The following is a 23,144-nucleotide window of genomic DNA, read 5'->3' on the forward strand; positions in this document are numbered from 1 at the left end:
GCGGGACATGCGCGTCCATCAATGCTCTGACGCCCCGGTGGCCAGGAGCGTCCTCGTTCGCCCCGCGACGGACCGGACGATCTGATGCTTGATGGTGTCTGACGTGGTGAGATGGAACCTGTCGGACTGAGATGGGAGTAGCCCTGGCCAATGCCGCGCCTCGCCTGACCGTGGCCCAGTTCGACCTCCTGCGCTGGGTATCCGGGGGCTGCAAGGACGGTGTGTACGAGGGCACTTCGCACCGCGTGTCGGCGCGGAGTCTGCATAACCACGGCCTGGTGCGCGTCACGGGCAAGAGCGCGACGTGGAATGCGAGCATCACCCCGGAGGGCACCCGCATGCTCGAGGCCGAGGCGAAGCGCGTCGAAGCCGAACGTGAACGAGTTCGCCGCGAGGCAGAAGTCACGGCGCAGAAACAACGTGAGCAGGCGCAACTCCGCGAGCAGGCGGTCGAGCTGCTAAGTGAAGTCGTTGCGGCTGGCGGACGGCTCGACGTCGGAACGCGATTTTCTGCCGACGAGGTCACGAAGCTGTGCACCGGTCTCCGATTGTCGGGTGCACTGCCCGTTGGGCAACGACTGGCACAGGAGCCGACGCGCATGGATCCGGTCTTCGGCGTCACGGTCTACTTGGAGCCGGACTTCGCGGCTCTGACCGCCCGTCGTACCTTCACGGTCCCAGGACAGCTCCGCGAGCCGCATCCGGCGGTTGCGGCGTTTCGGGACAAGAAGGACCTCGTCTCAAGGGCCGAGGTCGGCCGCGCTGCCCGGATCTTGCAGGCCCTCGCTACGGCCTCGACAACAGTCGGCTGGAAGGTCACCGGCCGACCACGCAACGAGGGGTACGGGCGAAACCTGCCTGATCCGGATCTGATCTTGCAGCTTCCCTCGCGCGAACTGGTGGTGTCGATTCGGGAACTGGACCAGCGCGGAAGACGAGTGACGGCCTTCATCACCGAGACGGACTACTACACGCGTGCGACTCGGACGATCGCTAACAAGCACTTCGAGCCCTCCGGCAAGCTGGAGGTCAAACTATCGAGGAAATGGGAGGACGAGACGGTTCTGGCGATGCGCGACGAGCTTGGTGCGCCGATCGAGGACCAGCTGCCGACGCTAATCCGCGCACTCGAAATCGCCGAGGCAGAAGCGGAGTGGTCTCACAAGGAGGAGGAGCGCCGTGCTGAGATCCGCAAAGTCCGCTGGGAAGAAGTCAAACAGGAAGCCCTCGTCAAGGTCGCCTACGACCGCAACGCTGCTCAACTCGACGAGCAGCTTGACCGTAGGCAAGCTGCAGCCGCGATGCGAATGTACGCCGAGGACATCGAATCGCGCGGAAGAACTCGACGAGCCAGCGCGGACAGAATCCACCGAGTGGGCCGCGTGGATTAGAGCGCATGCCGACCGTATCGATCTGCTCAACAGGCCGCTCCGCCTTCTCCGTGTCACTTCCGCCAGCCATGATGAACTCGGGCCGCACATGAATGGCTGGAGCACGTACGGGCCGTACCGGCGGTAGACGCGGACTGAGCCGGTGCTTTATGCCGCATTTTGATGTCACCTCGACTTGAGGTGCCAATCACGACGGCCGTGCCGACTGGGGCGGCCAATGCCCCCGACCTCGCGGCCCGCCGAGACCTACGAGAAGCCGGATCTGACCGAAGAACAAGTCGGGCACCGGATCCAAGTAACACCACCAAAGGAATACCGCCACCGGGATTGGGAAGCTCGGTGGCCGTTTTCTATATGTCGTTGGATCAAGTCAGATACTCACGTCGGAGGGCAGAAGCGTCATCGCCCCGTGTGCGTTGAAACAGACGAGCCTGACCTCTATTGGTGACAAGATGCGGAAAGCGCGCTCCATCCATTAACGGCGAAAATGGCCGATGCTCACGAAGGCGGTCAGATGACAGCACCCAGCGACGACGATGGTGTGTTCGAGCCGTTTGCCGACGGCGTAACTGCCAGTTCAAGCCCACCAAATGAAGGCAGCAACGTGTGCCGCGCGGCAGCGCTCGCATTCCTGCTTCGAGGAGCTGCGACCGCGGCAGGCGGGCTCACCACCGAGCTGCGCGCGCTGGGCTTTTCCGATCTCGTTCTCCAAGACAACGCCCGCGACTGGGCGGGTCAAAATCCACTTGACCGACTGGGCAGCTACACGGCCAGGCCCGACACCAACTTCGACCTCATACGGATGCGCGGCTGGGCCGAGCTGAACGAGAACGCCGATCCTGCGGGAGCGGTCGGCTTCCTTTTCGCGATGCTCGGCAGTGCGCTTGAACGAGAGTCGGCCGCAGCAGCCGCCGCCCTCTGGCGCGGATTGAGACTGGCCACGCAGTTACCGCCGCCGTCGGCCAGCGCCCGCCGACGGATTTTCGAGCCGCTGTACTTCGACGTGGATTTCGACTTCGACAGGCGCGGCGGCTTCTGGCCGCTGTATCCGCCCGGGCTCTGGGAGCCCCCGCTGTCGGCCGTCGATTCCGACGCGCCGGTGCGATGGGATTCGGACCGTTGGTCGGAAACCTACCAACGATTTTCGTACCGACTCGGGCCCGGTGACCGCGACGTCGATGCTTACTTCATCGCAGCACTGGCGTTTGCCAGGCTCAATCAAGCGCTTCGCTCGCCCGACACCATCACCCGATCGCTCGGGGCTGCCGCCTTAGTTCGTGAAGCTGACGCGGACGAACCGGCATCGGAACCCGATCTGCAGGCCCCGTCAGACGCAGTTTCGACATCACCCTCGGTATCAACGATGATTCACGGCACCTGGGCATACATGGGCGACTGGTGGCGACCGCGTGTCGGCGACTTCCACCGATTCATCGGCGACAAATACCGGCGGAACCTGTACAGCGGCGGCGCGCATTTTCATTGGAGTGGCAACTACAGGGCGCGCCACCGCGCCCGGGCAGCAGAGTTCTTCGCCGAGTGGGTAACCGACCGTGCGCCGGCCGGCATTCAGTCATTATTCGCCCACAGTTACGGTGGCGAGATCGCGGCGCGTGCACTGACTTTAAGAACGCCGATCCAAGAGCTGATCCTTCTCAGTACCCCTGTGACGAGCCACGTCAAGGCTGCTGCACAGTCGAGTGCACGGTTGATCGATATTCGCTTGCCATTCGATCCCGTGCTGGCCCTCGAGCTAAAGACCCAACGGATTCCCTTGAACTACGACGTCACAAGGGTACTGACATCGTGGCGACTCGATCACGGTGCTACGCATAAAGAGTCGGTGTGGCTGGCCGACGACATCGCAGCGCGGGCCCAGCTTCAGCGCGATCAGAATCTCGTCGGCAGGTAGGTCGCCCAGCAACTCCCGCGGATCAACCTCCAGAAAGTCCGCGATCTTCTCCAGCGTCCGCGAGGTGATATTCGGCTCCCCTCGCTCGACGCCTCCCCATGTATGTCCAGTGGACACCCATGCAGTCGGCGAAGGCATCCCGGGTAGCTGCTCCAGGAAGGCATGATGCAGGCGAGCGCGGTCCGTGGTTTCGCCGGGTTCGATGGTGACGAACCCTTCTTCGGTCGGCGGCGCGAGGCGGTACTGAACCGCGTTGGAACCTGGTCGAACCATTCTAAGGTCACCACCAGGTATCCGGACGTCCCTTCACCAGCCGTGAGATCGCTGGTCAACGACTCAGTTGAAAGGTCTCAATTCGTGTCGCAGGTGGCCAAGTCCCCTCCGACACAATTTCTTAGCTGCACGGATAGAATATCCGCTCTGAGCTCGGTCGAAGCTAGTTTCCAATATTTGCTGATGCCGAGTGGGCATCGCGTCGATGTCCTAATTCTGCCCGACGGTAGGAACGGAGAATATCCCATTGCGGTGCGATACCGCGGCAGTCGTCCTGTGCTCGCTCCGCACTTGCACCACGGTGGCACCCCTGTGCAAAGATGCCCGCTCTGCGTGGCTACGTCTATAGTATTGGATGCTATAGTTTCAAGATGGGTCCCCGTGACCTTCGCCATGTCATGGCTGCAACCGGGATGAGCCAATCGCAGCTCGCGCGAATCAGTGGTGTCCGACAGCCCAGCATCAGCCAGTTTCTAAGCGGCACAATCGATTTCAGCGATGACCAGATCGACCGACTGCTGTCGTGCATGGGCTATCGACTCGAAGTCAGCCGCCAGGCCGTAAACGCGAACCTCACGCGTTCCGAGCGCCGCTCTTGGAGCATGCACCGGCAATTGGCGACGCACCTGAATGCCACATCCTTAACTGCCTGGCAGCCAACGATCTTTGCCAACATAGCCCGCCTACGCGCTGGTGTACGTGGCCAACCGCATCTCGCCAACCTCGACCACTGGCAGCATCTCGTCAGTACCAAGGATGTCCCCGCGCTGCGCCGCATCCTGACCGGCGTCGACCGCCATTCGATCGAAATGCGCGAGGTCACACCGATGGGCGGGATTCTCACTGACGAAGAACGCCGGCAAGCACTCCGAAACGCTGTGTGATGCGCCGCGACCAACTGGAACACGCAATCCGTACCGCCTGCCAGATCACCGGCCAAACCGAAGTCATCGTGATTGGCTCTCAGGCCATCCTTGGCACCTACCCCGAATACGAGTTGCCGCACCTTGCGACCCGCTCAATGGAAGTCGACATCCTGCCCATCACCGACGACAACAACACCACCATTGAACTTGCCGACCTCATCGTCGGGGTTGCCGGCGAACTCTCACCATTCGAACAAACGCACGGATTCAGCATCGATGGTGTCGACCTCACCACCGCTGCCCTACCCGAGGGCTGGAGAGACCGCCTCGTCAAAATTCAGAACGCCAACACCGCCGCCCCCTCCGGTGATCCCCAATTCATCGGCTGGTGCCTGGACAAAGAAGACCTCTGCGTCGCCAAACTCTGCGCATTCCGTCCCAAGGACCAGAACTTCGTTCAGGCACTCATCCAAGAGCACCTTGTAGACCCCGTCGTGATCACTGACCGATTAGGCACCGTCAACGCCCGCTACACCACAGCTATCGAGACGGCCACCCGCTGGCTGGCGTACCAAATCGAAAACGGGCCATCATGAACATCGAAGTCCCGCCCGAAATGTATGGCAACGATCCGGCCGGATTCATCGACCACCTCGGCCTCGTCGTCCAGCGACGCCCCATCGGCTCTGACACGGTGTGGGAAGTATCGGCCAAGCACACCGACCTCGTCTCCGCGCAGACCCTGCATGGCCCCGCCCTCAAACGCAGCAGGTTCGATGTCTCGCCAGCACCTACCCCCGACGTGCCAGGAGGCATGCCACCGAAACTGTCCGACACCTTCGACAAGATCACCCAAGCCCTCGACGAAAACCCCGCGCTGGCGGCCCGCCTTGACCGCATCATCACCACGCTGATCGCCGTCCCCGACCACCAAGTCCCTGCCGCCATCGAATGGGGCAGCGCTGCGCTCTCCCGCATACCCCTAGAACGGGCTGACGGCACCACTGAGCCATTGTTCCCGCGCCTCTCCGTCCACGACGTCCGGATCGACCCTCTCGCCTACCGCTGGTCCAAACTCCCCCAGGTGCTCCTACGCCTCAGACACACCACCGCAGCCGAACTGGTCGAGGAGTCCAAACAAAACCCCGAGAAGGCGACGTTCCAGTCGTCGGGAGCGCTGTTAGAAGGCACTGTTTTCGGAGGCCTCTATTTTGCTCCCTTACTCGGCAGTCAGAGTCCATCGATGTGGGGAATAGGCGTACCACGAGTCGGACAGGTCATTGTCTACACTTTCGGCCGCCTGATTAACGGAAGAGGATTCGGAGCAAGCCGCGACCCGCTCGACTGCCTCCGGGTGCTTATCCACCACTCCCCCACCCACGACTTCGCGAACACAATCGCCGACGCGTCGGACATGCACAGGCGATCTTCTCTGAGACCGTTGACTGGTGGGCCTCACGTGTCGACAAGACAATAAACGACATCTTTTCTCCCACAACGTATCTCGACGCTAACAACACCTACGTGCCCGAGGCCCACCAACGCTGGATGCTGAACCTCGAACAATTGATTACCCGCATCGGGGCGATCCTCAGCCATCCTCGCGACCGGTCAGCACAACTCATGCTCATGTTCCCAGCCATGGACCTTCTAGCCGACAGCTTTACTGGCGCCAACGGCATCGGCCAACTTATGACACCGACGCGACTCGCGAAGCGCATCAACGCAATTGAAGAACACGTACCCACCCGGATCAAACCACTCGTCATGGCGCCGGCCTATCGCGCACTCACAGCAGCGCAGCAGGTCTCCGACGAGTTCTTCGCCCCCAGCTCCAACCCCGACGCCACAACGGAGTCGCGACTGATTCACCTATGGAACGCCCGCCGCAACACCACCCACGGATTCAACGAAAACGCCGAGATCCTCGCCGAACACACCGGCCGCCTGCCGGCAGACATCGTGTTCGTGCCCATGGTGTATCTCCTCGACATCCTGACCGACCGCGAACGATTGCTCCAGCGCATCGCCCGCGGCTGCCGCACTGCCCACCCCGGCCGCACAAGCTGACTGCGGCAGGCGCTTCCGTTGGTGAGCAACCCTGGGACAACAGCGCTGGCTGACGCTATCGACAGCCCGACGATGCGGCGAACTTCGCCTGCTCTAAGCGTCGCCTTGGAGCGCTTTGATGAGGCGCGACGGCGCTACGGCTAGGTAGTTGCTCATCGGGCGGCGAGGGCGGTCAAGTCTAGGAAGGTCTGCGGCTGCATCGGCGTCTCGTTGGTGCACACTTCACGCCACTTGGCGATCAGGCGGACGAAGCCTTTCAGCGAGCGGTGCTCGCAGACACCTTCGAATATCTGCAGCTCTCGGCAGATCAGGACGGCTGGGGTCCACTCGTCGAAGAAAGCGCACCTGAAGGTGGATCGCACCAGTGTGTTGACCTTATAGCCGTCCCGTCACGACGAGGATTGTGTCGCACCCCCATGGAATGATCCGCATTCATGAGCCAATGGACTGTGACACATCTCGAGCCGAACGATCGTCGCAACCCTGCGGCGGGGTATATCACCGTCGCCGTGGATCAGTCATCGGAGGCCGCTGCGCGTCAGGTCTTCGCTGACACGGTTCGTGTGGCGGAAATGCTGGAGTATGCGACGGTCCAATTACGTTGCGATGGTGTGATTGTCGAGCGCTGGCCAGTAGTCACGGGTGATGATCCAGACCTCAGCGACCTCCGACGCGCCGCCGCCCTGATCTCCCACCGCGGAACGAACCATTCCGACGGCCTGCACTGGTCGCTTACTGAAGCGGCGGAATCCGGGCGGCTGGCGCAGTTGCTACGGGCAGTCGACTTCGCTTATCGAGTCGTAGTCCAGTATTTCGGTCTAGACGTTCAAACGATCGACAGCCAGATCCACCGGTTCAGCACTGCGCCGGCGGCGGACAGTTTTGATGTCTACAACCGGTATGCAGCACAGGCGATCGAAGCCATGCGCGCTGAAGATCGCGCCAGACTCAACAACGTCTTCGACGCCGTGAATCGTGAGTCAGCTGGCCCGCGATTGGTGGGGGCCGTCTGCGATGTCTATGCCGGGCTCCTGTCTGTGCTGTCGACTGCGGAAGGGCGCGAGTTTCTGTCAACCTGGACGGCACGCATCGCCGGACTAGAGGATCAATCCAACTGAAGACCGCCGTCATCCGGCCACGAAAGACGCACTGCACCGGGTCGTCGTCGACAGGGCCGATAATCCTCGGCTCCGTCAAGCGCACATTCATCCCGGGACGGAGATAGGCAGCGGGCGATGGTGGTTGTGTCCGGAGTCAGTGGAGTTGGCGGTTATCGCATTCAACCTGGCGGCTGGCGGATTGCCCGCTGATTCTCGATGAAACTGGCGATCGCGGGCACCCCGTCGTTGGCCAGCGATCTCCGTTAATCGCCACATCGCCCGACGCGCCCGTGGCTGGGCGATGTTCAGATCCAGAGATCTTGTTCGACTTTTTCGACGGCTCGGAACTGCGCTCGCAGAGCCGGGGTTTCACACGCTGGTGCCTCACCACATTCCGACCGCTCCGCCGTTGGTCTCGCCCGCGAGAGTCCCCAGGCCGACGCTCCTAGCGCGGGGTCGGGAATATGCTCGACCGCTGTGGGTCTCAACCTAGACACGAGTATGTCATTTCGACGCAGCCACCGCTTAGGCGAACTCGTCGAAGCGATTTATCACGCCACCTCGACCACCACGCCCGAGACCCATTGGGTGGAGTGGAAAAGCACCCTGGATTTCTCCAAGGCCAAGGACAAGGTCAGCGCGGCCAAAGCGATCATCGCTTTGGCCAATCGCGACCCGGCGAACGCGGCCCGCGAGTGCGAGGGCGAGGGGTACCTCGTCGTGGGCGTTTCGCCTGACGGCGTGCTCGGCGCCGTCGCGGTGCACGACGCGGCGGACCTCGCCGGGATGCTGCGAACCTACGTCGACGGACCACACTGGGACGTCGACTACGTCGAGTTCCACGGGCAACACGTCCTGATCATCACGGTCGCACCACCGCAGCCCGGCCACCGGATCCACTCCCTGATCAAGGACTACGAGAGCTACAAGTCCGGAACTGTTTTCCGCCGCGGCATCTCCGGCTCCGAGCCGGCAACCCATCGAGAGCTCAACGAACTGCAGAACCGGCTCCTGCAGGACCCTCCGGTCTCTGACAGTGACGCGTTCGACGAGTCGATCGGTAACGGCAACTACCGGTTGGCCGGCCGCCTGATGCGCAGCGCCGCCCGCGGTGTGATCGACGCGTGCAGCAACCCTGAACAGTTCCCACCCGGCTTCGCCAGTCGAGTGCCGACGAAGCAGATCACCCAATACGTCGAGATCGCTGATGGCTACTGCAAGACCGCGGCGCCTTTGCTTCCTCTCGTCATCGAGGGTTGTCGGGTCGAAAGCACTACGCTTGAAGTCGAATATCGACAGGTCATCACCGCGCTCGCCGAGCCGAGACCGCTTGCCCAAGACAGTGGTTCGCTCATCACGGCTGTCCGAAACCAACAGCTGGAGGCGTTGGCATTGCTGCCAGCGACGCTCACGATCTACGCCGGCACAATCGCGGCAATTGAACACGAGAACTATGGCGCCGTCCGCGCTCTGACCGTCGACGCCACCGTCGATTGGTCCCATTTTACGAACCGCAAGGTGGCGGTCCTCGATAAGGCTGGCCCCTGGGAGATAGTCGGCCGCGAGCGGCATCTCGGACTTGCCCTGCGTGCCGCCCAGACAGGTGTACTCACCGAGCTGCTGCTGGACGCCCTCGCAGCGGGTCGACTTCCGCGCCGACCGGTCTACCCGGTCTCGGCTTTCTTGTTCGATGCGCTGCGGTCGTACTTTCCCGACCACACCGATTCTCAGTACATCAGGCTGTTCGATGCCAGCGAGCTACTTTTTGCCCTTCTAGTCACCGATCTCGCGGCTCAACGTAGCCCAGGCCTCCTCGACCAGCCCTGGCTGGGGCTGTTCGTCGCGCACGCGGCCGAGAGCTACCCCTTCGAGGAGACCGAGGTCGCGCACATGTTGGTGGATGCTCGAAACGCGGGCGACCAGTGGCCAGCCGTAGAAGCCGGTCTGTTCGGGGGATCAAAGAAACGGCTACAGGAAGCCGTCGACACCGTATGGACGGCCACCGTCGCGCAGCTGCGCCGCGGACCTTTCTGACCACCCAGTCGCGACGATGCCTTTGATGAACACTGACGGCCCCGTGCCGGCTCTTCTTCTTGGCGAACGGCGTCTGCCTACGGCACGGTGAAGACCGCTGAATTACCTATCCGCCGCCTCGGCGGTCGCGTGTACATCGTTACTGCCTGCCCTCGCAAACTCGGCACCGCGTGACGGTTCGAGCGCACGAATACCGAACTCGGCCACCTCTGCAACACCACCAGAGATCGCTCCGTTGCGTCCACTGCACCCCAGACGCCTAACGCCGTAAACTCACTGGTCAGAGACGCAGTTGAAAGGTCTCAACCCGTGTCGCAAGTGGCCAAGTCCCCCCTCGGACACATTTTATGATTCCCGGACCCGCTCACCCGGTCGTAGGCTTGATGAGCCAGTAGCCGGGAATGCGAGGCTCATGACCCCATCGAATGGCTTTCTTCGGCGAACGCCGACGCGAAGGTTCCGCGACCGGCGCGAAGCTGGCCGGGTGCTCGCCGAAGGCCTCGCTCCCTACCGCGGCAAACAGGGTTTGCTCGTCCTCGGACTGGCCCGTGGCGGTGTTCCGGTCGCTTGGGAGGTCGCCGCGGCGTTGCAAGCCGACCTCGATGTATTCCTGGTTCGCAAGCTCGGGGTGCCGCAGTGGCCCGAGCTCGCGATGGGCGCGCTGGCCAGCGGCGGCCGGGTGGTGATGAACGAGAACGTGATGTCGAGTCTGCAGATCACCGATGAGCAGGTCCGCGGGGTGATCGCACGCGAGACGGCCGAGCTTAGCCGCCGCGAGCACGCGTACCGGGCCGGACGCCCGGTCGCCGAGCTGGCGGGCAAGTGCGTGATCTTGGTTGACGACGGCATCGCCACCGGCGCGAGCATGCTGGCTGCGGTGCGGGCCGTTCGTGCGGCCGGCCCGCGCTGGATCGTCGTCGCGGTTCCCGTCGGGCCGGAGACCGCGTGCCGGGAGCTCGCCGCAGCGGCCGACGACGTCGTCTGCGCGACCATGCCGCCCTCGTTTGAGGCGGTCGGACAGGTTTACGCCGACTTTCACCAGGTCAGCGACGATGAGGTACGCGACTTCCTCGACACACCTACCACCGATGGAGCGATGAAAGGCGGCTGAGGGGCGCTACTTGGCGCTCTCGTCGCCGGACACGGTGGATTCCTTGGTCGCCTCGGAATCCGTCTCCTCGGTGGCCGGCTCGTCCTCACCCGGAACTTCGTCCGGGTAGTCGACGGCTTCTGCTTCGGGACCGGCTGCGTCCCCGCCTTCGGTCTCAGCCTCTTCGCCGCCGGCGTCGCGTTGCTGACGTTCACGCACCGCATCGATGATCAGCAGCACCACACCCAGCGCGCTGGCCCCGATGCACACCCAGGCCACCAGCTCATTGCTGGTGACCACCGCGAACACCAGCGCGACAAGCCCAATCAGGGCCAATACCAGCGCAATGATCAGCATTCGGTCATCCTCCAGCCCCTGAGCAGCGACTGCCAACCTACCAGGGCCGAATCATTGACTCCGGTACCACCGCGTAACGCGGCGCGTGTCGGTCCCTGCGGCGGCTAGTTACCCCGATTGAACTGCTCAAACCCGCCGGCGTCGGCGCTGGAATCGACCGGCGCCGCTGAACCACGCTGACCGAGTTCCTCGAGCTGCGATTCCAAGTACGTCTTGAGCCTGGTGCGGTACTCGCGCTCGAACGTGCGCAGCTGCTCCAAGCGGCCTTCCAGCACGGTGCGCTGCTGATTGATGGTTCCCATGATCTCGGAATGCTTACGTTCGGCATCGGCCTGCAGAGCGTCCGCCTTCTCCTGGGCCTGACGCAACTGGCTCTCCGACCGGGATTGGGCGTCGGCAAGCATCGCGTCGGCGCGCTGGCGTGCCTCGGCGACCGTCGTCTCCGCGGTGTGGCGGGCCTCGCTGAGAATCTGGTCGGCGTTGGCGCGGGCGTCGGCCAGCATCTTGTCCGACTCCGCTTTGGCGGTGCCGGTGAGCCGGTCGGCGGTGTCTTGAGCCAGGCTCAGCACCCGGGCAGCCTTAAGGGCCTGTTCCTCATTCGTGCCGGAGGGAGCCGCAACCGGCGCCGGCTTGACAGGCTCGGGGGGCTCGGGCTCGAAGGTAGGAACCGGTTGGGCAATGGTCGGAGTGGCACCACCGCCGCCTCCGGCGGCTAGTTCCTGATCCAGTTCATTGATCCGCTGACGCAGATCGGAATTTTCCTCGATGAGGCGCGTCAGCTCGTTCTCCACCAGGTCAAGAAAGGCGTCGACCTCATCTTCGTTGTACCCGCGCTTGCCGATAGGCGGCTTACTGAACGCCACATTGTGGACGTCGGCAGGTGTAAGCGGCATTCTTTGTCCCCTCGAGTTCCTGGACGGTCAAACGATCTGGAAAGTGTAGAACGGACTGGTAGCCGTCGCGCAACTAGCGTCCATCCTGTCACACCAGACTCGGCGGTTGCCGATTGGAGTAATAAATAAGGCCGAAATTCAATGTCTAAGGACATAAAATCACATTCCTTAGATTTGAAATCACGCCTTAGAAACTGTCGCCAAAACGAAGCCGAATCGTCTCATAACTTCATCGCGCGGTGACCTTAATGCGGCCTATCCGCGGCACCGAACGCGAGTTGCATGCCGATGAACGCGACCAGCAGCAGCACCATGATGGAGAGGTCGAAGCGGACCGCACCGATGGTGAGTTGCGGGATCAGCCGGCGAAGCAACTTCACCGGCGGATCGGTGATCGACATGATGATCTCCAGGATCACCACAGTGATGCCGGTGGGACGCCAGTCCCGGCTGAACGAGCGGATGAACTCGACGACGACCCGGGCGATCAGCAGCAGCCAGAAGACGAACAGCGCGAACCCAAGGATCTCAAAGAACAGCACCAACGAAAGCCCGACCTTACCGATGAGGATGTCAAGAACGTCTGTCGCCGCCATTTGGGCGACGTCTCGCAAGCCTACCGACTCGAACCGGCGGCACACATCGCGTGGCCGCCGTTGGCCCCGTCCGGGCCGGGCCAGGCAAGCGCCCGGCCCGGCGATCCACCCTGTGGCGCGCCGGGCCCGCAAGCGGAATTTGGTCTATTGGTAAGCGTAGAAACCGGTTTCGGCGATGCGGCGACGCTCCTCCGGGGAGACGTCGACGTCAGCCGGCGACAACAGGAACACCTTGGTCGCGACCTTGTCGAAGGAGCCGCGCAGGGCGAAGGCCAACCCGGCCGCGAAGTCGACGAGGCGTTTTGCGTCGGCGTTGTCCATCGACACCAGATCCATGATGACGGGCGTACCGTCGCGGAACCGCTCCCCGATGGTGCGGGCCTCGCTGTAGTCCTTGGGCCGCAGCGTGGTGATCTTCGACAGCGGATGGCCTTCCTCGAACATCATCGCCATCCGGCGTGGGTCCATCGCCAGCGCGCCGCGAGTGGAGTTGCGCAACCACGAGCCGAAGCGCGGGCGCGCCATGTCGGGCCGGTCGAACTCGCGGGGCTGGAAGCGCGGCTCGTCGTAACCGCCGCGATAACTGCTCGGCGGCGGGTAATCGGTCGGTTCGCCACGAAGATCACCACGAATATCCCCGCGCGGATCGCCGCGCGGGTCCCGGCGCGGGTCGTCATAGTCGCGCCCTTCATAGCGACCGTAATCGTCCTCGAAACGGGGACGCGAATAACCGCGAGAAGGAGCACGGTCGTCGTAGTACTCGTCGTCGTAGTCCTCCATCGGAGCCATACCGAAGTAGGCCTTGACTTTGTGCAGTGTGCTCATTGCGTGCCCCTTCTAGCCCTGAGAAAGTTGGTGTCTGTGATGAAGGTGTGACTACAGTGACTATTCACGGTGACCGTAACCGCCGCGGACCCAATAGCGCGGTACCGACACGCACACACGTGGAACCATGTTTTACGGCGATTTCGAGGTCGTCGGACATGCCCGCGGACAGTCCCAGCGCGTTCGGGAAGGTTTCGAGCACCCGGCTGTGCTCGGATTTCAGCCGCTCAAAGGCCTGATCCGGGTCCCAGCCCAGGGGCGGGACGCACATCAATCCGATCAGGTCCAGGCTCTGCGATTCCTCCACCTGAGCACAGATCTGGTCCACTGCGCCCGGGTCCGTCATGTCGACGCCGCCGCGAGACGCATCGCCGTCGAGACTGACCTGAACATAAACCCGCATCGAGGCGTCGCGGCGGTGCTCGTCGAGGGCTGCCGCTACCGCTCGATCCAGCGCGGTCACCACCGCCGAACTGTCGGCCGCGTGAACCGTGTGCGCCCATTGCGACACCGAGCGAACCTTATTGCGCTGGATCCGGCCCACCATGTGCCAGTGCAAATCGCGAGAACCCGCCCACGGTGACGCGGCTTGCAACCGAGCGACTTCGGCTACCTTCGCCGAAGCTTCCTGTTCTCGCGATTCGCCAACGCAGCGGCAACCCAATCGCGACAAAATCGCTACGTCGGTTGCTGGGAAGAATTTGGTAACCGGGAGAAGTTCAATTTCTCCGACATTGCGCCCGGCGGCCTCGGCGGCCGCCGAGAGCCGAGATCGCACCGCAGCCAACGCATGCGTCAATTCCGACTGGCGATCCGCTTGCCCGGAAAGATCCACCGTCATCGCGTTCATTCCATCCACACCAACGACGCCAGCCGCCCGGTGGGCGCGCTGCGTCGATGGCTGAACAGGGACCGGTCGGCCACCGTGCAACGTGGATCGACCTCGATGGACGTCACCCCCAAATCGCGTAGCTGACAAGCGATTCCGGCTCGCAGATCCAGACCGGGAGTTCCGGCGGCGGTGGTGGTGCGGCTGCCGGGCAATGCGGCCTCGACCTCGTCGGCCATCGCGGCGGGCACCTCGTAGTTGCGACCGCTGACCGCCGGCCCTAACAGCACCGAAATGTCGCCGGCCTGCGCACCGAGGTCCAGCATCGTCTCCACCGCGCGGGTCACCACCCCATGCTGGGCCCCGACGCGACCGGCGTGAACCGCGGCCACTACACCGGCACGCGCGTCGGCCAGCAGGACCGGCACGCAGTCGGCCGTTAGAACCGCAAGCGCCAGTCGTGGCGTGTTGGTTACCAGGCCGTCGGTGTTGTCGACCGCGGCACTCTGCGGCCCTTCGACCACCTCGATCCGGTCACCGTGGACCTGGTTCATCCACACCAAGGAATCGTCGGGCAGCCCAATGGCCGCGGCCAGCCGAGCCCGGTTGGCCTTGACCGCGGCCGGGTCGTCACCGACGTGGTCGCCCAGGTTGAAAGAGTCGAACGGCGCCGACGACACACCGCCAGCCCGGGTGGTGGTCACTCGGCGGATGTGAACGCTCACGTAGCCAGTATCCGGAATGTCTTGGCGGCCAGGCCGCAACGCTGTCCGAGCGCGGCCGGTTTGTCGCGCACTGGCAAGCAAATTGAGACCTCAGCGGCGCATGAATGGCGGCACGTCGACGTCGTCGTCGTCGCCACCGATGCTCAAGGTCGCGCCGTTGGTGTGAATCGGCACGCTCACGGCGTCGACCGGCTCGAACAGCGTCGAGGTGAGCTTGCCGGCCTTGGCCGTCTCGATCCGGTGCGCACCGCCACTGCTGCTTTCGCTGACCAACGGCTTGCGTCCGGGCCCGCTGGCCTCGAAGCCGGCAGCAATCACCGTAACCCGAACTTCGTCACCCAGGGAGTCGTCGATGACCGTGCCGAAGATGATGTTGGCGTCCTGGTGAGCGGCGTCCTGCACCAACGAGGCTGCCTCGTTGATCTCGAAGAGCCCCAGGTCGCTACCGCCGGCGATCGACATCAAGACGCCCTGCGCGCCCTCCATGGAGGCCTCCAGCAGCGGGGAGTTGATGGCGATCTCGGCGGCTTTGAGTGAGCGGCCTTCGCCGCGGGCCGAGCCGATGCCCATCAACGCGGTGCCCGCGCCGGACATGATGCCCTTGACGTCGGCGAAGTCGACGTTGATCAGGCCCGGCGTGGTGATCAGGTCGGTAATGCCCTGCACGCCGTTGAGCAGCACCTCGTCGGCGCTGCGGAACGCGTCCATCAGCGAGACCGCGGCATCGCCCATCTGCAGCAGCCGGTCGTTGGGGATCACGATCAAGGTGTCGCAGCTCTCCCGCAGCGCGCCGATACCGTTCTCGGCCTGATTGCTGCGCCGCTTGCCCTCGAAGGAGAACGGCCGGGTGACGACGCCGACGGTCAACGCCCCCAGTTTGCGCGCGATGCTGGCGACGACGGGCGCCCCGCCGGTGCCGGTACCACCGCCCTCCCCGGCGGTGACGAACACCATGTCGGCACCGCGCAGCAGCTCCTCGATCTCGTCCTTGGCGTCCTCGGCCGCCTTTCGCCCGACTTCCGGGTCGGCGCCGGCGCCCAAGCCGCGGGTGGAGTCGCGGCCGACGTCGAGTTTGACGTCGGCATCGCTCATCAACAGCGCCTGCGCGTCGGTGTTGATGGCGATGAACTCCACGCCTTTGAGACCTTGCTCGATCATCCGGTTGACGGCGTTGACGCCGCCGCCGCCAATACCCACGACCTTGATGACTGCCAGATAGTTATGCGGGGGGGTCATCATTCGTCTTCCTCCCTGAGTGGGCTCAGTTCTCGCTGCGGTGTGTCTGCTTGCAAAACTCTCAACCTCAACCATAGAGTTAGAGTTATGTCAAGTAGTTCCGCGTAACCAGAACCGTATGGGTATGACGCGGACTTAACGCGCAGGCGCGCCGACGCGCCGCGGGCATTTTTTTCGCGCCTAGCGCCGAGCGTCACGCCAGCGTGGCATCCGGCGCTGAGCGTCACGCTGGCGTGACGCTCAGCGATATCGTCACTTGACGGTCGGCAGGTCGGGACTGGACACGTCGTAAGTCCGGCCCGGCTGGGTCAACAGCGCCGCCAGCTTCTCGGCTTTCTCCTCGGCGCGGTCGGTGCTCCCCCAGATCACCACCCGGCCGTCAGACAACGTCAAAGTGATCGAGGACACCGAAGGGGCCGCGATCCTGCCCACTTGCCCTAACACCTCCGGACGCAGCGCGGTCAGCACTTGCAGCGCGGCCAGGGTCGGCGGATCGGTCGGCCCGGGATTTTCGACGTCTATGTAGGGCAGCCCCGGTGGCGGCGGATCGGTCGCGAAGTCGACGCCGTCGCGATCAAATAGGTGTGGTCCATCGGGAAAGTCCTTGACCACCACCGGAACTCGCTCCACGATGGTGATCCGCAAGGCCGACGGGTACTGCCGCTGAACCCGTGCGCTGGCAACTCGGCGGATCGCGGCCACCCGGTCGGCGACCTGGTCGGTGTTGATCTGCAATAGCGGCGTGCCCGGCCGCACCTGAGCCGCGTCGAGGATCTCCTCGCGGCTTACCGCGCCGATCCCGGTGACGACGATATTGCGTGCCGACATCACCGGCGTGAAATACAGGATCAGCGCCAGGCCGACCCCGACGATGGCCAACACCACCGTCGCAAGCAGCATCTTCAAGCCGCGAACCACGCCCCGCGCAGTGTTCTTGGGAGGGTTTGCCCCGGCAGCGCTTAGCCCACGGGCACGTCGCTTGGCCTCGCGGCGCGCCTCCTCGATCGCGGTCGCACGAGCCTGCGCGGCGCGGCGTTCGGCACGTTCCCGTCGAGCGCGCCGCCGCGGCCCCTCGAATTCGTCCTCTTCCGGTTCCGGCTGTTCCGGGGCCTCCTGCGACTGAGCAGCGATGGGCTCGGTAGGACCTTCGGCTGCAACCTCGGCTCCTTGGTCCTCAGCCAAGCCTTGGCGGCCCTCGTTCGGCTCGCTCACTGCACGACTCCCGGACGACCCGGCGTACTGCGGTTGGCGCGCGCCCGCAGTGCGGTCACAATCTCCGGACCCAGCAGGGTCACGTCGCCGGCGCCCATCGTCACGATGACGTCACCAGGGCCGGCGGCTTCAGCCACTTCCTCGGCGACCGCGGAGAAATCCGGCATATAGCGCACCGGAACGCTTACGTGCTCAGCGACGCTGGCGCCACTGACACCGGCCAGCGGCTGTTCGCGCGCGCCATAGACGTCCAATACGAACACTTCATCCGCGGCATCCAGGGCCTGACCGAACTCGGCGGCGAAAGACTTTGTCCGCGAATACAAATGGGGTTGAAACACCACCAGCGACCGACCGGCATGTGGCTTCGGGCCTTGCTCGAGCACCTGGCGCACCGCGGCCAGGGTGGCGCCGATCTCAGTCGGGTGGTGGGCGTAGTCGTCGAACACCCGCACCGAGGCGTCGCCGACTCCCGAGGTACCGACCAGTTCGAACCGGCGCCGCACACCCTCGAAGCTGGCCAGACCGTCGAGCACCTCGTCGGCCGGGGCGCCGATGTCGATGGCCGCCAGCAGCGCACCCAACGCATTGAGCGCCATGTGCCGACCCGGTATCAAGAGCCGCATCACCCGCGGCTGGGTTTCACCGGCCAGCCGGATGTGGGCAACCGCTTCAGTACCCTGCTGCTCCCAGGACAGCAAAGTGCCGGCCAGGTTCGCACCGGCAGAGCCGTAGCGCAGCACCCGGATGCCCAGTTCGTCGGTGCGCTGGGCCAGCGCTGCCGCGCCGGGGTCGTCGGTACACACCACTAGCGCACCGCCGGGCGCGAGGCGCTCGACGAAGGAGTCGAACACGCCGACGTATGCCTCGGTACTGCCGTAGAAGTCCAGATGATCGGACTCGATGTTGGTGACAACGGCGACGTCGGGGGTGTATTCCAGCAGCGAGCCGTCGCTTTCGTCGGCTTCGGCGATGAAATATTCGCCGCTGCCGTGGTGAGCGTTGGTTGCGGCCTCCCCCAGCTCCCCGCCGACGGCGAAGGACGGATCCCGCCCGCAGTGCTGCAGCGCAACGATGAGCATCGAGGTCGTGGTGGTCTTGCCGTGCGTGCCGGTGACCATCAAGGTGGTGCGCCCGGCCATCAGCTTGGCCAGCACCACTGGTCGCAGTATCACCGGGATGCCGCGACGGCGGGCTTCGACCAGCTCGGGGTTGGTTTTGGGAATGGCGGCATGGGTGGTGATGACGGCTGTGACACCACCGGGCAGCAGGTCCAGCGACGACGCGTCGTGGCCGATCCGGATCTCCGCACCGCGCGCTCGCAACGCGTGCACACCACGCGATTCCTTGGCGTCCGAACCCGACACCAGCCCGCCGCGATCCAGCAGGATGCGGGCGATGCCCGACATGCCGGCCCCGCCGATGCCCACCATGTGCACCCGCTGCAGTTCGGGCGGTAGTTGTTCGGCGGTCATCGGCGCCCTCCCACCGTGCGCGCGATTTCCAGCGCCGCCTGTGCCACATGCTGTGCCGCATCCCGATGCCCGACCTGTGCGGCGGCGGCCGTCATTGCCGCCAGTCGAGGCGGATCGGTGAGCAGCCCGGCTACCTGCTGAGTTACCAACTCCGGTGTCAGGGCGGCGTCGGCCACCACCATGCCACCACCGGCGTTGACCACCGGCAGGGCGTTGAGCCGCTGCTCACCGTTGCCGATCGGCAGCGGAACATAGATCGCCGGCAAGCCCACGGCCGACACCTCGGCCACCGTCATCGCTCCGGAGCGGCAGATCACCATGTCGGCGGCGGCGTAGGCCAGGTCCATCCGGTCCAGGTAAGGCACCGCGACGTACGGCGGGTCACCAGGGCCGGGAGTGCGCAGCTCGAGGATGTTCTTGGGGCCATGGGCGTGCAGCACGGATACGCCCGCGGCGGCCAGGCCTGCGGCGGCGCCCGCTACCGCCCGATTGAGCGAGACCGCACCCTGCGAGCCGCCGAACACCAGCAATACCCGCGCGTCCGGGTCGAACCCGAAGTGGGCCCGGGCTTGGGCGCGCAGTGTCGCGCGGTCCAGCGATGTGATCGCCGCGCGGACCGGCACCCCGACCACCTCGGCGCGCCGCAGCCCGGAACCCGGTACCGCCGAAAGCACCCGATCGGCGGTGCGGGCGCCGACCCGGTTGGCCAGCCCGGCCCGGGCGTTGGCTTCGTGGATCACCACTGGAATGCGGCGCCGTCGGCCGAACCCGCGGGCCGCCAGATAGGCCGGTAGGGCCACATATCCGCCGAATCCGATGATCACGTCGGCGTCGACGGTGTCCAGCACCGCCCGGGTTTCCCGGACGGCGCGCCAGACTCGTGGTGGCAGCCGGGCCAGATCACCGCTGGGTTTACGCGGTAACGGGACCGGGGTGATCAACTCGAGTTGGTAGCCCCGCTCGGGCACCAGCCGGGTCTCCAGCCCGCGTGCGGTGCCCAGCGCAGTGATCCGCACCTGCGGATCCAGAGCGGTCAAGGCGTCGGCGACGGCCATTGCCGGCTCCACATGGCCGGCGGTGCCCCCACCGGCGAGCACAACCGACAACGCGATACCGGCGGGCCGGGGACTTGCCCCCTGCCCGCCGGCCGGCTCATTGACGGTGTCGTTCACCCGTAACGTTGACCTTCCAGTGCGCGAACGCGCCGTGTTTGACGCTGACCGGCCGCCTCGCTACTGCGGCGCTGGCCAGATCCATGATGCACTGACCGCCGTGCCGTGCGATCAGCCGTTCGGGGAAATGCCGGTCGCGGGGGCTTCTTCAGCTGCCGTGGAGCCTGCCGAGGGGCTTGCCGGGGAGCCTTGCGGTCGACCGGCTGCTTGCCCGATTGTGGGCGTTTGCGGTCGCGGAACGCCTCGATCCGCGACGGGACGTACGGTTCGGGTAGCGGCAACCGCAGCAACCGGTTCACCCTGTCGTCGCGTCCGGCCCGCAGCGCGGCCACCGCTTCGGGTTCGTGCCGCGCGGCGCTGGCGATAATGCCGATCTGGGTAAGTGTTGCCGCAGTGGAGGTTCCACCGGCCGAGATCAACGGCAACTGCAAGCCAGTGACGGGCAGTAGGCCGATGACGTAGCCGATGTTGATGAACGCCTGCCCCAGTACCCACAGCGTGGTGGTGGCCGTCAGCAGCCGCAGGAACGGGTCGGCCGAGCGGCGCGCGATCCGCATACCCGTGTAGGCGAACAACCCGAACAGTCCGAGCAGCCCGAGTGCGCCGATCATGCCCAGCTCCTCGCCGATGATGGCGAAGATGAAGTCGTTGTGAGCGTTGGGCAGGTAGTTCCATTTGGCGACGCCCTGGCCCAGCCCGTCGCCGAAGATTCCGCCGTGGGCAAGTGCGTACTTTGCCTGCCGGGCCTGGTAGCCGGAGTCCATCGGGTCGTCTTCGGGGTTCAGCCAGGACCGCACCCGGTCGGATCGGTAACCCGCGGACACCGCAAGGATCGCTGCGGAGACTACGACCGCGCCCAGCGAGGTGAGAAAGACGCGCAGCGGCAGGCCGGCGTACCAGAGCAGGCCCAGCAAGATGATGCCCAGCGACACCGTCTGCCCGAGGTCGGGCTGCGCCACGATCAGCGCCAGCGCCACGACGGCCGCCGGCACCAGCGGAATCAGCATCTCGCGCAGCGAGGCCCGCTCCATCCGCCGGGCCGCCAGCAGGTGTGCGCCCCAGATCGCGAACGCCATCTTGGTCAGCTCGGAGGGCTGCATGGAGAAGCCCGCGACCACGAACCAGCCGCGAGAACCGTTGGCCTCCTTGCCGATTCCGGGAACCAGCACCAGCACCAGCAACACGATGGTGATGGCAAAGCCGGAGAAAGCGATGCGTCGCATGAACCGGACCGACATCCGCAACGAGACATAGCAGCCGATCAGCCCGACGACGGTCCACAGCACCTGCTTGCCGAAAATCACCCACGCCGATCCGTCGTCGTCGTAGGACCGCACCCCCGACGCCGACAGCACCATGATCAGACCCAGCGTGGTCAGCAGCGCGGCGACGGCGATGATCAGGTGAAACGACGTCATGGGCCGGCCGAGCCAGGCGCCGAAGCGAGTGCGTGGCCCGTCGAATTTCGGCTGGGCCTTTGCTTCGGCGGGACCGGCCGCTTCGGTGGGCGCCGGCGGCTCAGCCGGGGCCTCGGCCACCTCGTCCTGCTCGGGGTCGCCGTCGCTGCTGGCCCCGCTCATGGCCTGATCCCCCTTGCCCCGGCGTAACAGCCGGGTCAGTGCGCTAGCCACCCGCCTACCGAACCGCGGCACGCACGGCGGCGGCGAACGCGTCGCCCCGGTCGGCGTAGCCGGTGAACTGGTCGAACGATGCGCCGGCCGGTGCCAGTAGCACGGTGTCGCCGGGCTTGGCCAGCTGGCGGGCAGCGGCCACCGCCGCTTCCATCACGCGAGTGCCGATGGTTTCCCCGGCGTTATCATCTCGAGTCACATTAGTAACAGGAACCTCAGCAGTCGCATGCATCCCAACATCCTCGCCTGTCACAACCTGGACGACGGGGACATCGGGGGCGTGTCGCGATAACGCCTCGGCAACCTCTGCTCGGTCCTGACCGATCAGAACGGCTCCGACCAGATGAGACGCGATCCGGGCCACCTCTGCGTCCAAAGAGGCACCCTTGAGCAGACCACCGGCCACCCACACCACCCGCGGGTAAGCCAGCACAGATGCCTCGGCGGCGTGCGGGTTGGTGGCCTTGGAGTCGTCGACGTACGCGATGCCATCGGCAACGGTCACCACCTCGGCCCGGTGCCGACCGACCTGGAACGACGCGATCGCCGCCGCGATCGCGTCGGCGGATACCCCAACCGACCGGGCCAGCGCCGCCGCGGCCAGGGCGTCGAGCACCCCGACCGGCCCGGGCACCGGTATCGAAGCGGCCGGCAACAGGGGCAGGTCGTTGGCGAAGGCACGGTCGACAAGGATGCCGTCGCGCACGCCGAGTTCGCCCGCACCCGGCTCGCCGAGCCGGAAACCGGCCCGCACCTGCGCCGGCGCGCTATGCAGCAGTGCGGCCGCCCGCGCGTCGTCCAGCCCCGCCACCGCCACCCGGCCAGTGAGTACCCGGGCTTTGGCGGCGCTGTATTCAGCCATCGTGGGGTGCCAGTCCAGATGGTCTTCGGCGATGTTGAGCACCGCTCCGGCCTCCGGACGCAGCGACGGCGCCCAGAACAGCTGGAAGCTGGACAATTCCACGGCGAACAGGTCTACGGGCTCGGCGAGCACCTCCAGCACGGGATTGCCGATGTTGCCGCACAGCGCGCTGCGCAGGCCCCCCGCGGTAAACATCGCATGCAGCATCGACGTCGTGGTGGTCTTGCCGTTGGTGCCGGTCACGACCACCCAGCGACGCGGCGGCCCATAACTGCCCGCCGCGTCCAGCCGCCACGCCAGCTCGACGTCGCCCCAGATGGGCACGTCGGCCGCCGCTGCCGCTGCCAGTACGGGCGCTTCGGGACGAAAGCCGGGACTCGTGACGACCAGCGCGTAGTCGGCGATCTGCTGGATCGCCGACGAGGTGTCGGCCGTCGCCACGCCGCGTTCGGCATAGGGCTGCAGCATGGCCGGGTCGTCGTCGCACAGGGTGGGCGCCGCTCCGAAGCGGGTCAGCGCATCCAGCACCGCGCGCCCGGTCACCCGGGCACCGGCGATCAATACGGGCGCGCCCGCAGCCAGGGGGCCAAGCACG

The 23,144-nt window shown here is 65.1% G+C and carries 21 protein-coding genes and 1 pseudogene; 9 read left to right on the forward strand and 13 right to left on the reverse strand.

What is annotated here, in order from left to right; translation table 11 throughout:
• Nucleotides 1–131: 131 nt before the first annotated feature.
• The 6 genes from AWC27_RS15250 to AWC27_RS15275 all read left to right on the forward strand — a co-directional run bounded on the left by AWC27_RS15250 (nucleotide 132) and on the right by AWC27_RS15275 (nucleotide 6,512).
• A complete protein-coding gene (locus AWC27_RS15250) occupies nucleotides 132–1,391 on the forward strand; it encodes a hypothetical protein (protein ID WP_245847147.1) in 1,260 nt (419 codons plus the stop codon).
• Nucleotides 1,392–1,905: 514 nt separating this feature from the next.
• Complete coding sequence (locus AWC27_RS15255; RefSeq protein WP_139837026.1) at nucleotides 1,906–3,303, forward strand: hypothetical protein; 1,398 nt, start codon at nucleotides 1,906–1,908, stop codon at nucleotides 3,301–3,303.
• 644 nt (nucleotides 3,304–3,947) lie between these two features.
• Nucleotides 3,948–4,460 carry a helix-turn-helix domain-containing protein gene (locus tag AWC27_RS15260; RefSeq protein ID WP_085671250.1) on the forward strand — a complete coding sequence of 171 codons (513 nt, stop codon included), beginning with the start codon at nucleotides 3,948–3,950 and terminating at the stop codon, nucleotides 4,458–4,460.
• Entirely contained in the window at nucleotides 4,460–5,038 is a 579-nt protein-coding gene (locus tag AWC27_RS15265) for a DUF6036 family nucleotidyltransferase (protein WP_085671293.1), read from the forward strand. The genes AWC27_RS15260 and AWC27_RS15265 overlap by 1 nt, the downstream gene beginning before the upstream one ends.
• Nucleotides 5,035–5,919, forward strand: a complete 885-nt coding sequence (locus tag AWC27_RS15270; RefSeq protein ID WP_085671251.1) for a hypothetical protein — start codon at nucleotides 5,035–5,037, stop codon at nucleotides 5,917–5,919. The genes AWC27_RS15265 and AWC27_RS15270 overlap by 4 nt, the downstream gene beginning before the upstream one ends.
• A gap of 47 nt (nucleotides 5,920–5,966) precedes the next feature.
• Nucleotides 5,967–6,512: a hypothetical protein gene (locus AWC27_RS15275; protein WP_085671252.1), complete on the forward strand. Its 546-nt coding sequence runs from the start codon at nucleotides 5,967–5,969 to the stop codon at nucleotides 6,510–6,512.
• A gap of 152 nt (nucleotides 6,513–6,664) precedes the next feature.
• Here the strand turns inward: AWC27_RS15275 and AWC27_RS15280 are convergent, their stop codons facing one another.
• Complete coding sequence (locus AWC27_RS15280; RefSeq protein ID WP_085671253.1) at nucleotides 6,665–6,874, reverse strand: hypothetical protein; 210 nt, start codon at nucleotides 6,872–6,874, stop codon at nucleotides 6,665–6,667.
• A gap of 72 nt (nucleotides 6,875–6,946) precedes the next feature.
• Here AWC27_RS15280 and AWC27_RS15285 point away from each other — a divergent pair, with 72 nt between their 5' ends.
• The 3 genes and pseudogenes from AWC27_RS15285 to AWC27_RS15295 form a co-directional block, all read left to right on the forward strand.
• On the forward strand, nucleotides 6,947–7,630 hold the full coding sequence (locus tag AWC27_RS15285) for a hypothetical protein (RefSeq protein ID WP_245847150.1): 684 nt from the start codon (nucleotides 6,947–6,949) through the stop codon (nucleotides 7,628–7,630).
• A gap of 483 nt (nucleotides 7,631–8,113) precedes the next feature.
• On the forward strand, nucleotides 8,114–9,646 hold the full coding sequence (locus tag AWC27_RS15290; RefSeq protein WP_085671254.1) for an AlbA family DNA-binding domain-containing protein: 1,533 nt from the start codon (nucleotides 8,114–8,116) through the stop codon (nucleotides 9,644–9,646).
• A gap of 406 nt (nucleotides 9,647–10,052) precedes the next feature.
• Nucleotides 10,053–10,757, forward strand: a pseudogene (locus AWC27_RS15295) (phosphoribosyltransferase); the annotation flags it as partial.
• 6 nt (nucleotides 10,758–10,763) lie between these two features.
• Here the strand turns inward: AWC27_RS15295 and AWC27_RS15300 are convergent.
• From AWC27_RS15300 to murD, 12 genes are all read right to left on the reverse strand, one after another.
• The gene (locus AWC27_RS15300; RefSeq protein WP_085671256.1) at nucleotides 10,764–11,093 is read right to left on the reverse strand and encodes an SUR7/PalI family protein; all 330 of its coding nucleotides are present in this window, start codon (nucleotides 11,091–11,093) and stop codon (nucleotides 10,764–10,766) included.
• Nucleotides 11,094–11,197: 104 nt separating this feature from the next.
• The gene (gene wag31 / locus AWC27_RS15305; protein ID WP_085671257.1) at nucleotides 11,198–11,986 is read right to left on the reverse strand and encodes a DivIVA-like cell division protein Wag31; all 789 of its coding nucleotides are present in this window, start codon (nucleotides 11,984–11,986) and stop codon (nucleotides 11,198–11,200) included.
• A 245-nt stretch (nucleotides 11,987–12,231) separates the two neighbouring features.
• Nucleotides 12,232–12,531: a YggT family protein gene (locus tag AWC27_RS15310; protein ID WP_085671294.1), complete on the reverse strand. Its 300-nt coding sequence runs from the start codon at nucleotides 12,529–12,531 to the stop codon at nucleotides 12,232–12,234.
• Nucleotides 12,532–12,726: 195 nt separating this feature from the next.
• Entirely contained in the window at nucleotides 12,727–13,407 is a 681-nt protein-coding gene (locus tag AWC27_RS15315) for a cell division protein SepF (protein ID WP_085671258.1), read from the reverse strand.
• A gap of 64 nt (nucleotides 13,408–13,471) precedes the next feature.
• The gene (locus AWC27_RS15320) at nucleotides 13,472–14,248 is read right to left on the reverse strand and encodes a YggS family pyridoxal phosphate-dependent enzyme (RefSeq protein WP_085671295.1); all 777 of its coding nucleotides are present in this window, start codon (nucleotides 14,246–14,248) and stop codon (nucleotides 13,472–13,474) included.
• 5 nt (nucleotides 14,249–14,253) lie between these two features.
• Complete coding sequence (gene pgeF / locus AWC27_RS15325) at nucleotides 14,254–14,961, reverse strand: peptidoglycan editing factor PgeF (RefSeq protein WP_085671259.1); 708 nt, start codon at nucleotides 14,959–14,961, stop codon at nucleotides 14,254–14,256.
• A 90-nt stretch (nucleotides 14,962–15,051) separates the two neighbouring features.
• Nucleotides 15,052–16,197, reverse strand: a complete 1,146-nt coding sequence (gene ftsZ / locus AWC27_RS15330; protein WP_085671260.1) for a cell division protein FtsZ — start codon at nucleotides 16,195–16,197, stop codon at nucleotides 15,052–15,054.
• Nucleotides 16,198–16,449: 252 nt separating this feature from the next.
• Nucleotides 16,450–17,409, reverse strand: a complete 960-nt coding sequence (locus tag AWC27_RS15335; protein WP_085671261.1) for a cell division protein FtsQ/DivIB — start codon at nucleotides 17,407–17,409, stop codon at nucleotides 16,450–16,452.
• A complete protein-coding gene (gene murC, locus AWC27_RS15340) occupies nucleotides 17,406–18,884 on the reverse strand; it encodes a UDP-N-acetylmuramate--L-alanine ligase (RefSeq protein WP_085671262.1) in 1,479 nt (492 codons plus the stop codon). Before murC ends, AWC27_RS15335 begins: the two co-directional genes overlap by 4 nt.
• Nucleotides 18,881–20,056, reverse strand: coding sequence for an undecaprenyldiphospho-muramoylpentapeptide beta-N-acetylglucosaminyltransferase (murG, locus tag AWC27_RS15345; protein ID WP_085671263.1), 1,176 nt, complete (start codon nucleotides 20,054–20,056; stop codon nucleotides 18,881–18,883). The genes murC and murG overlap by 4 nt, the downstream gene beginning before the upstream one ends.
• Entirely contained in the window at nucleotides 20,053–21,636 is a 1,584-nt protein-coding gene (gene ftsW, locus AWC27_RS15350) for a putative lipid II flippase FtsW (protein WP_276075991.1), read from the reverse strand. Before ftsW ends, murG begins: the two co-directional genes overlap by 4 nt.
• A 55-nt stretch (nucleotides 21,637–21,691) precedes the next feature.
• Nucleotides 21,692–23,143: a UDP-N-acetylmuramoyl-L-alanine--D-glutamate ligase gene (gene murD / locus AWC27_RS15355; RefSeq protein WP_085671265.1), complete on the reverse strand. Its 1,452-nt coding sequence runs from the start codon at nucleotides 23,141–23,143 to the stop codon at nucleotides 21,692–21,694.
• Nucleotide 23,144 lies beyond the last annotated feature (1 nt).

Origin of the sequence: Mycobacterium szulgai, assembly GCF_002116635.1 — a bacterium.
GTDB lineage: Bacteria > Actinomycetota > Actinomycetes > Mycobacteriales > Mycobacteriaceae > Mycobacterium > Mycobacterium szulgai.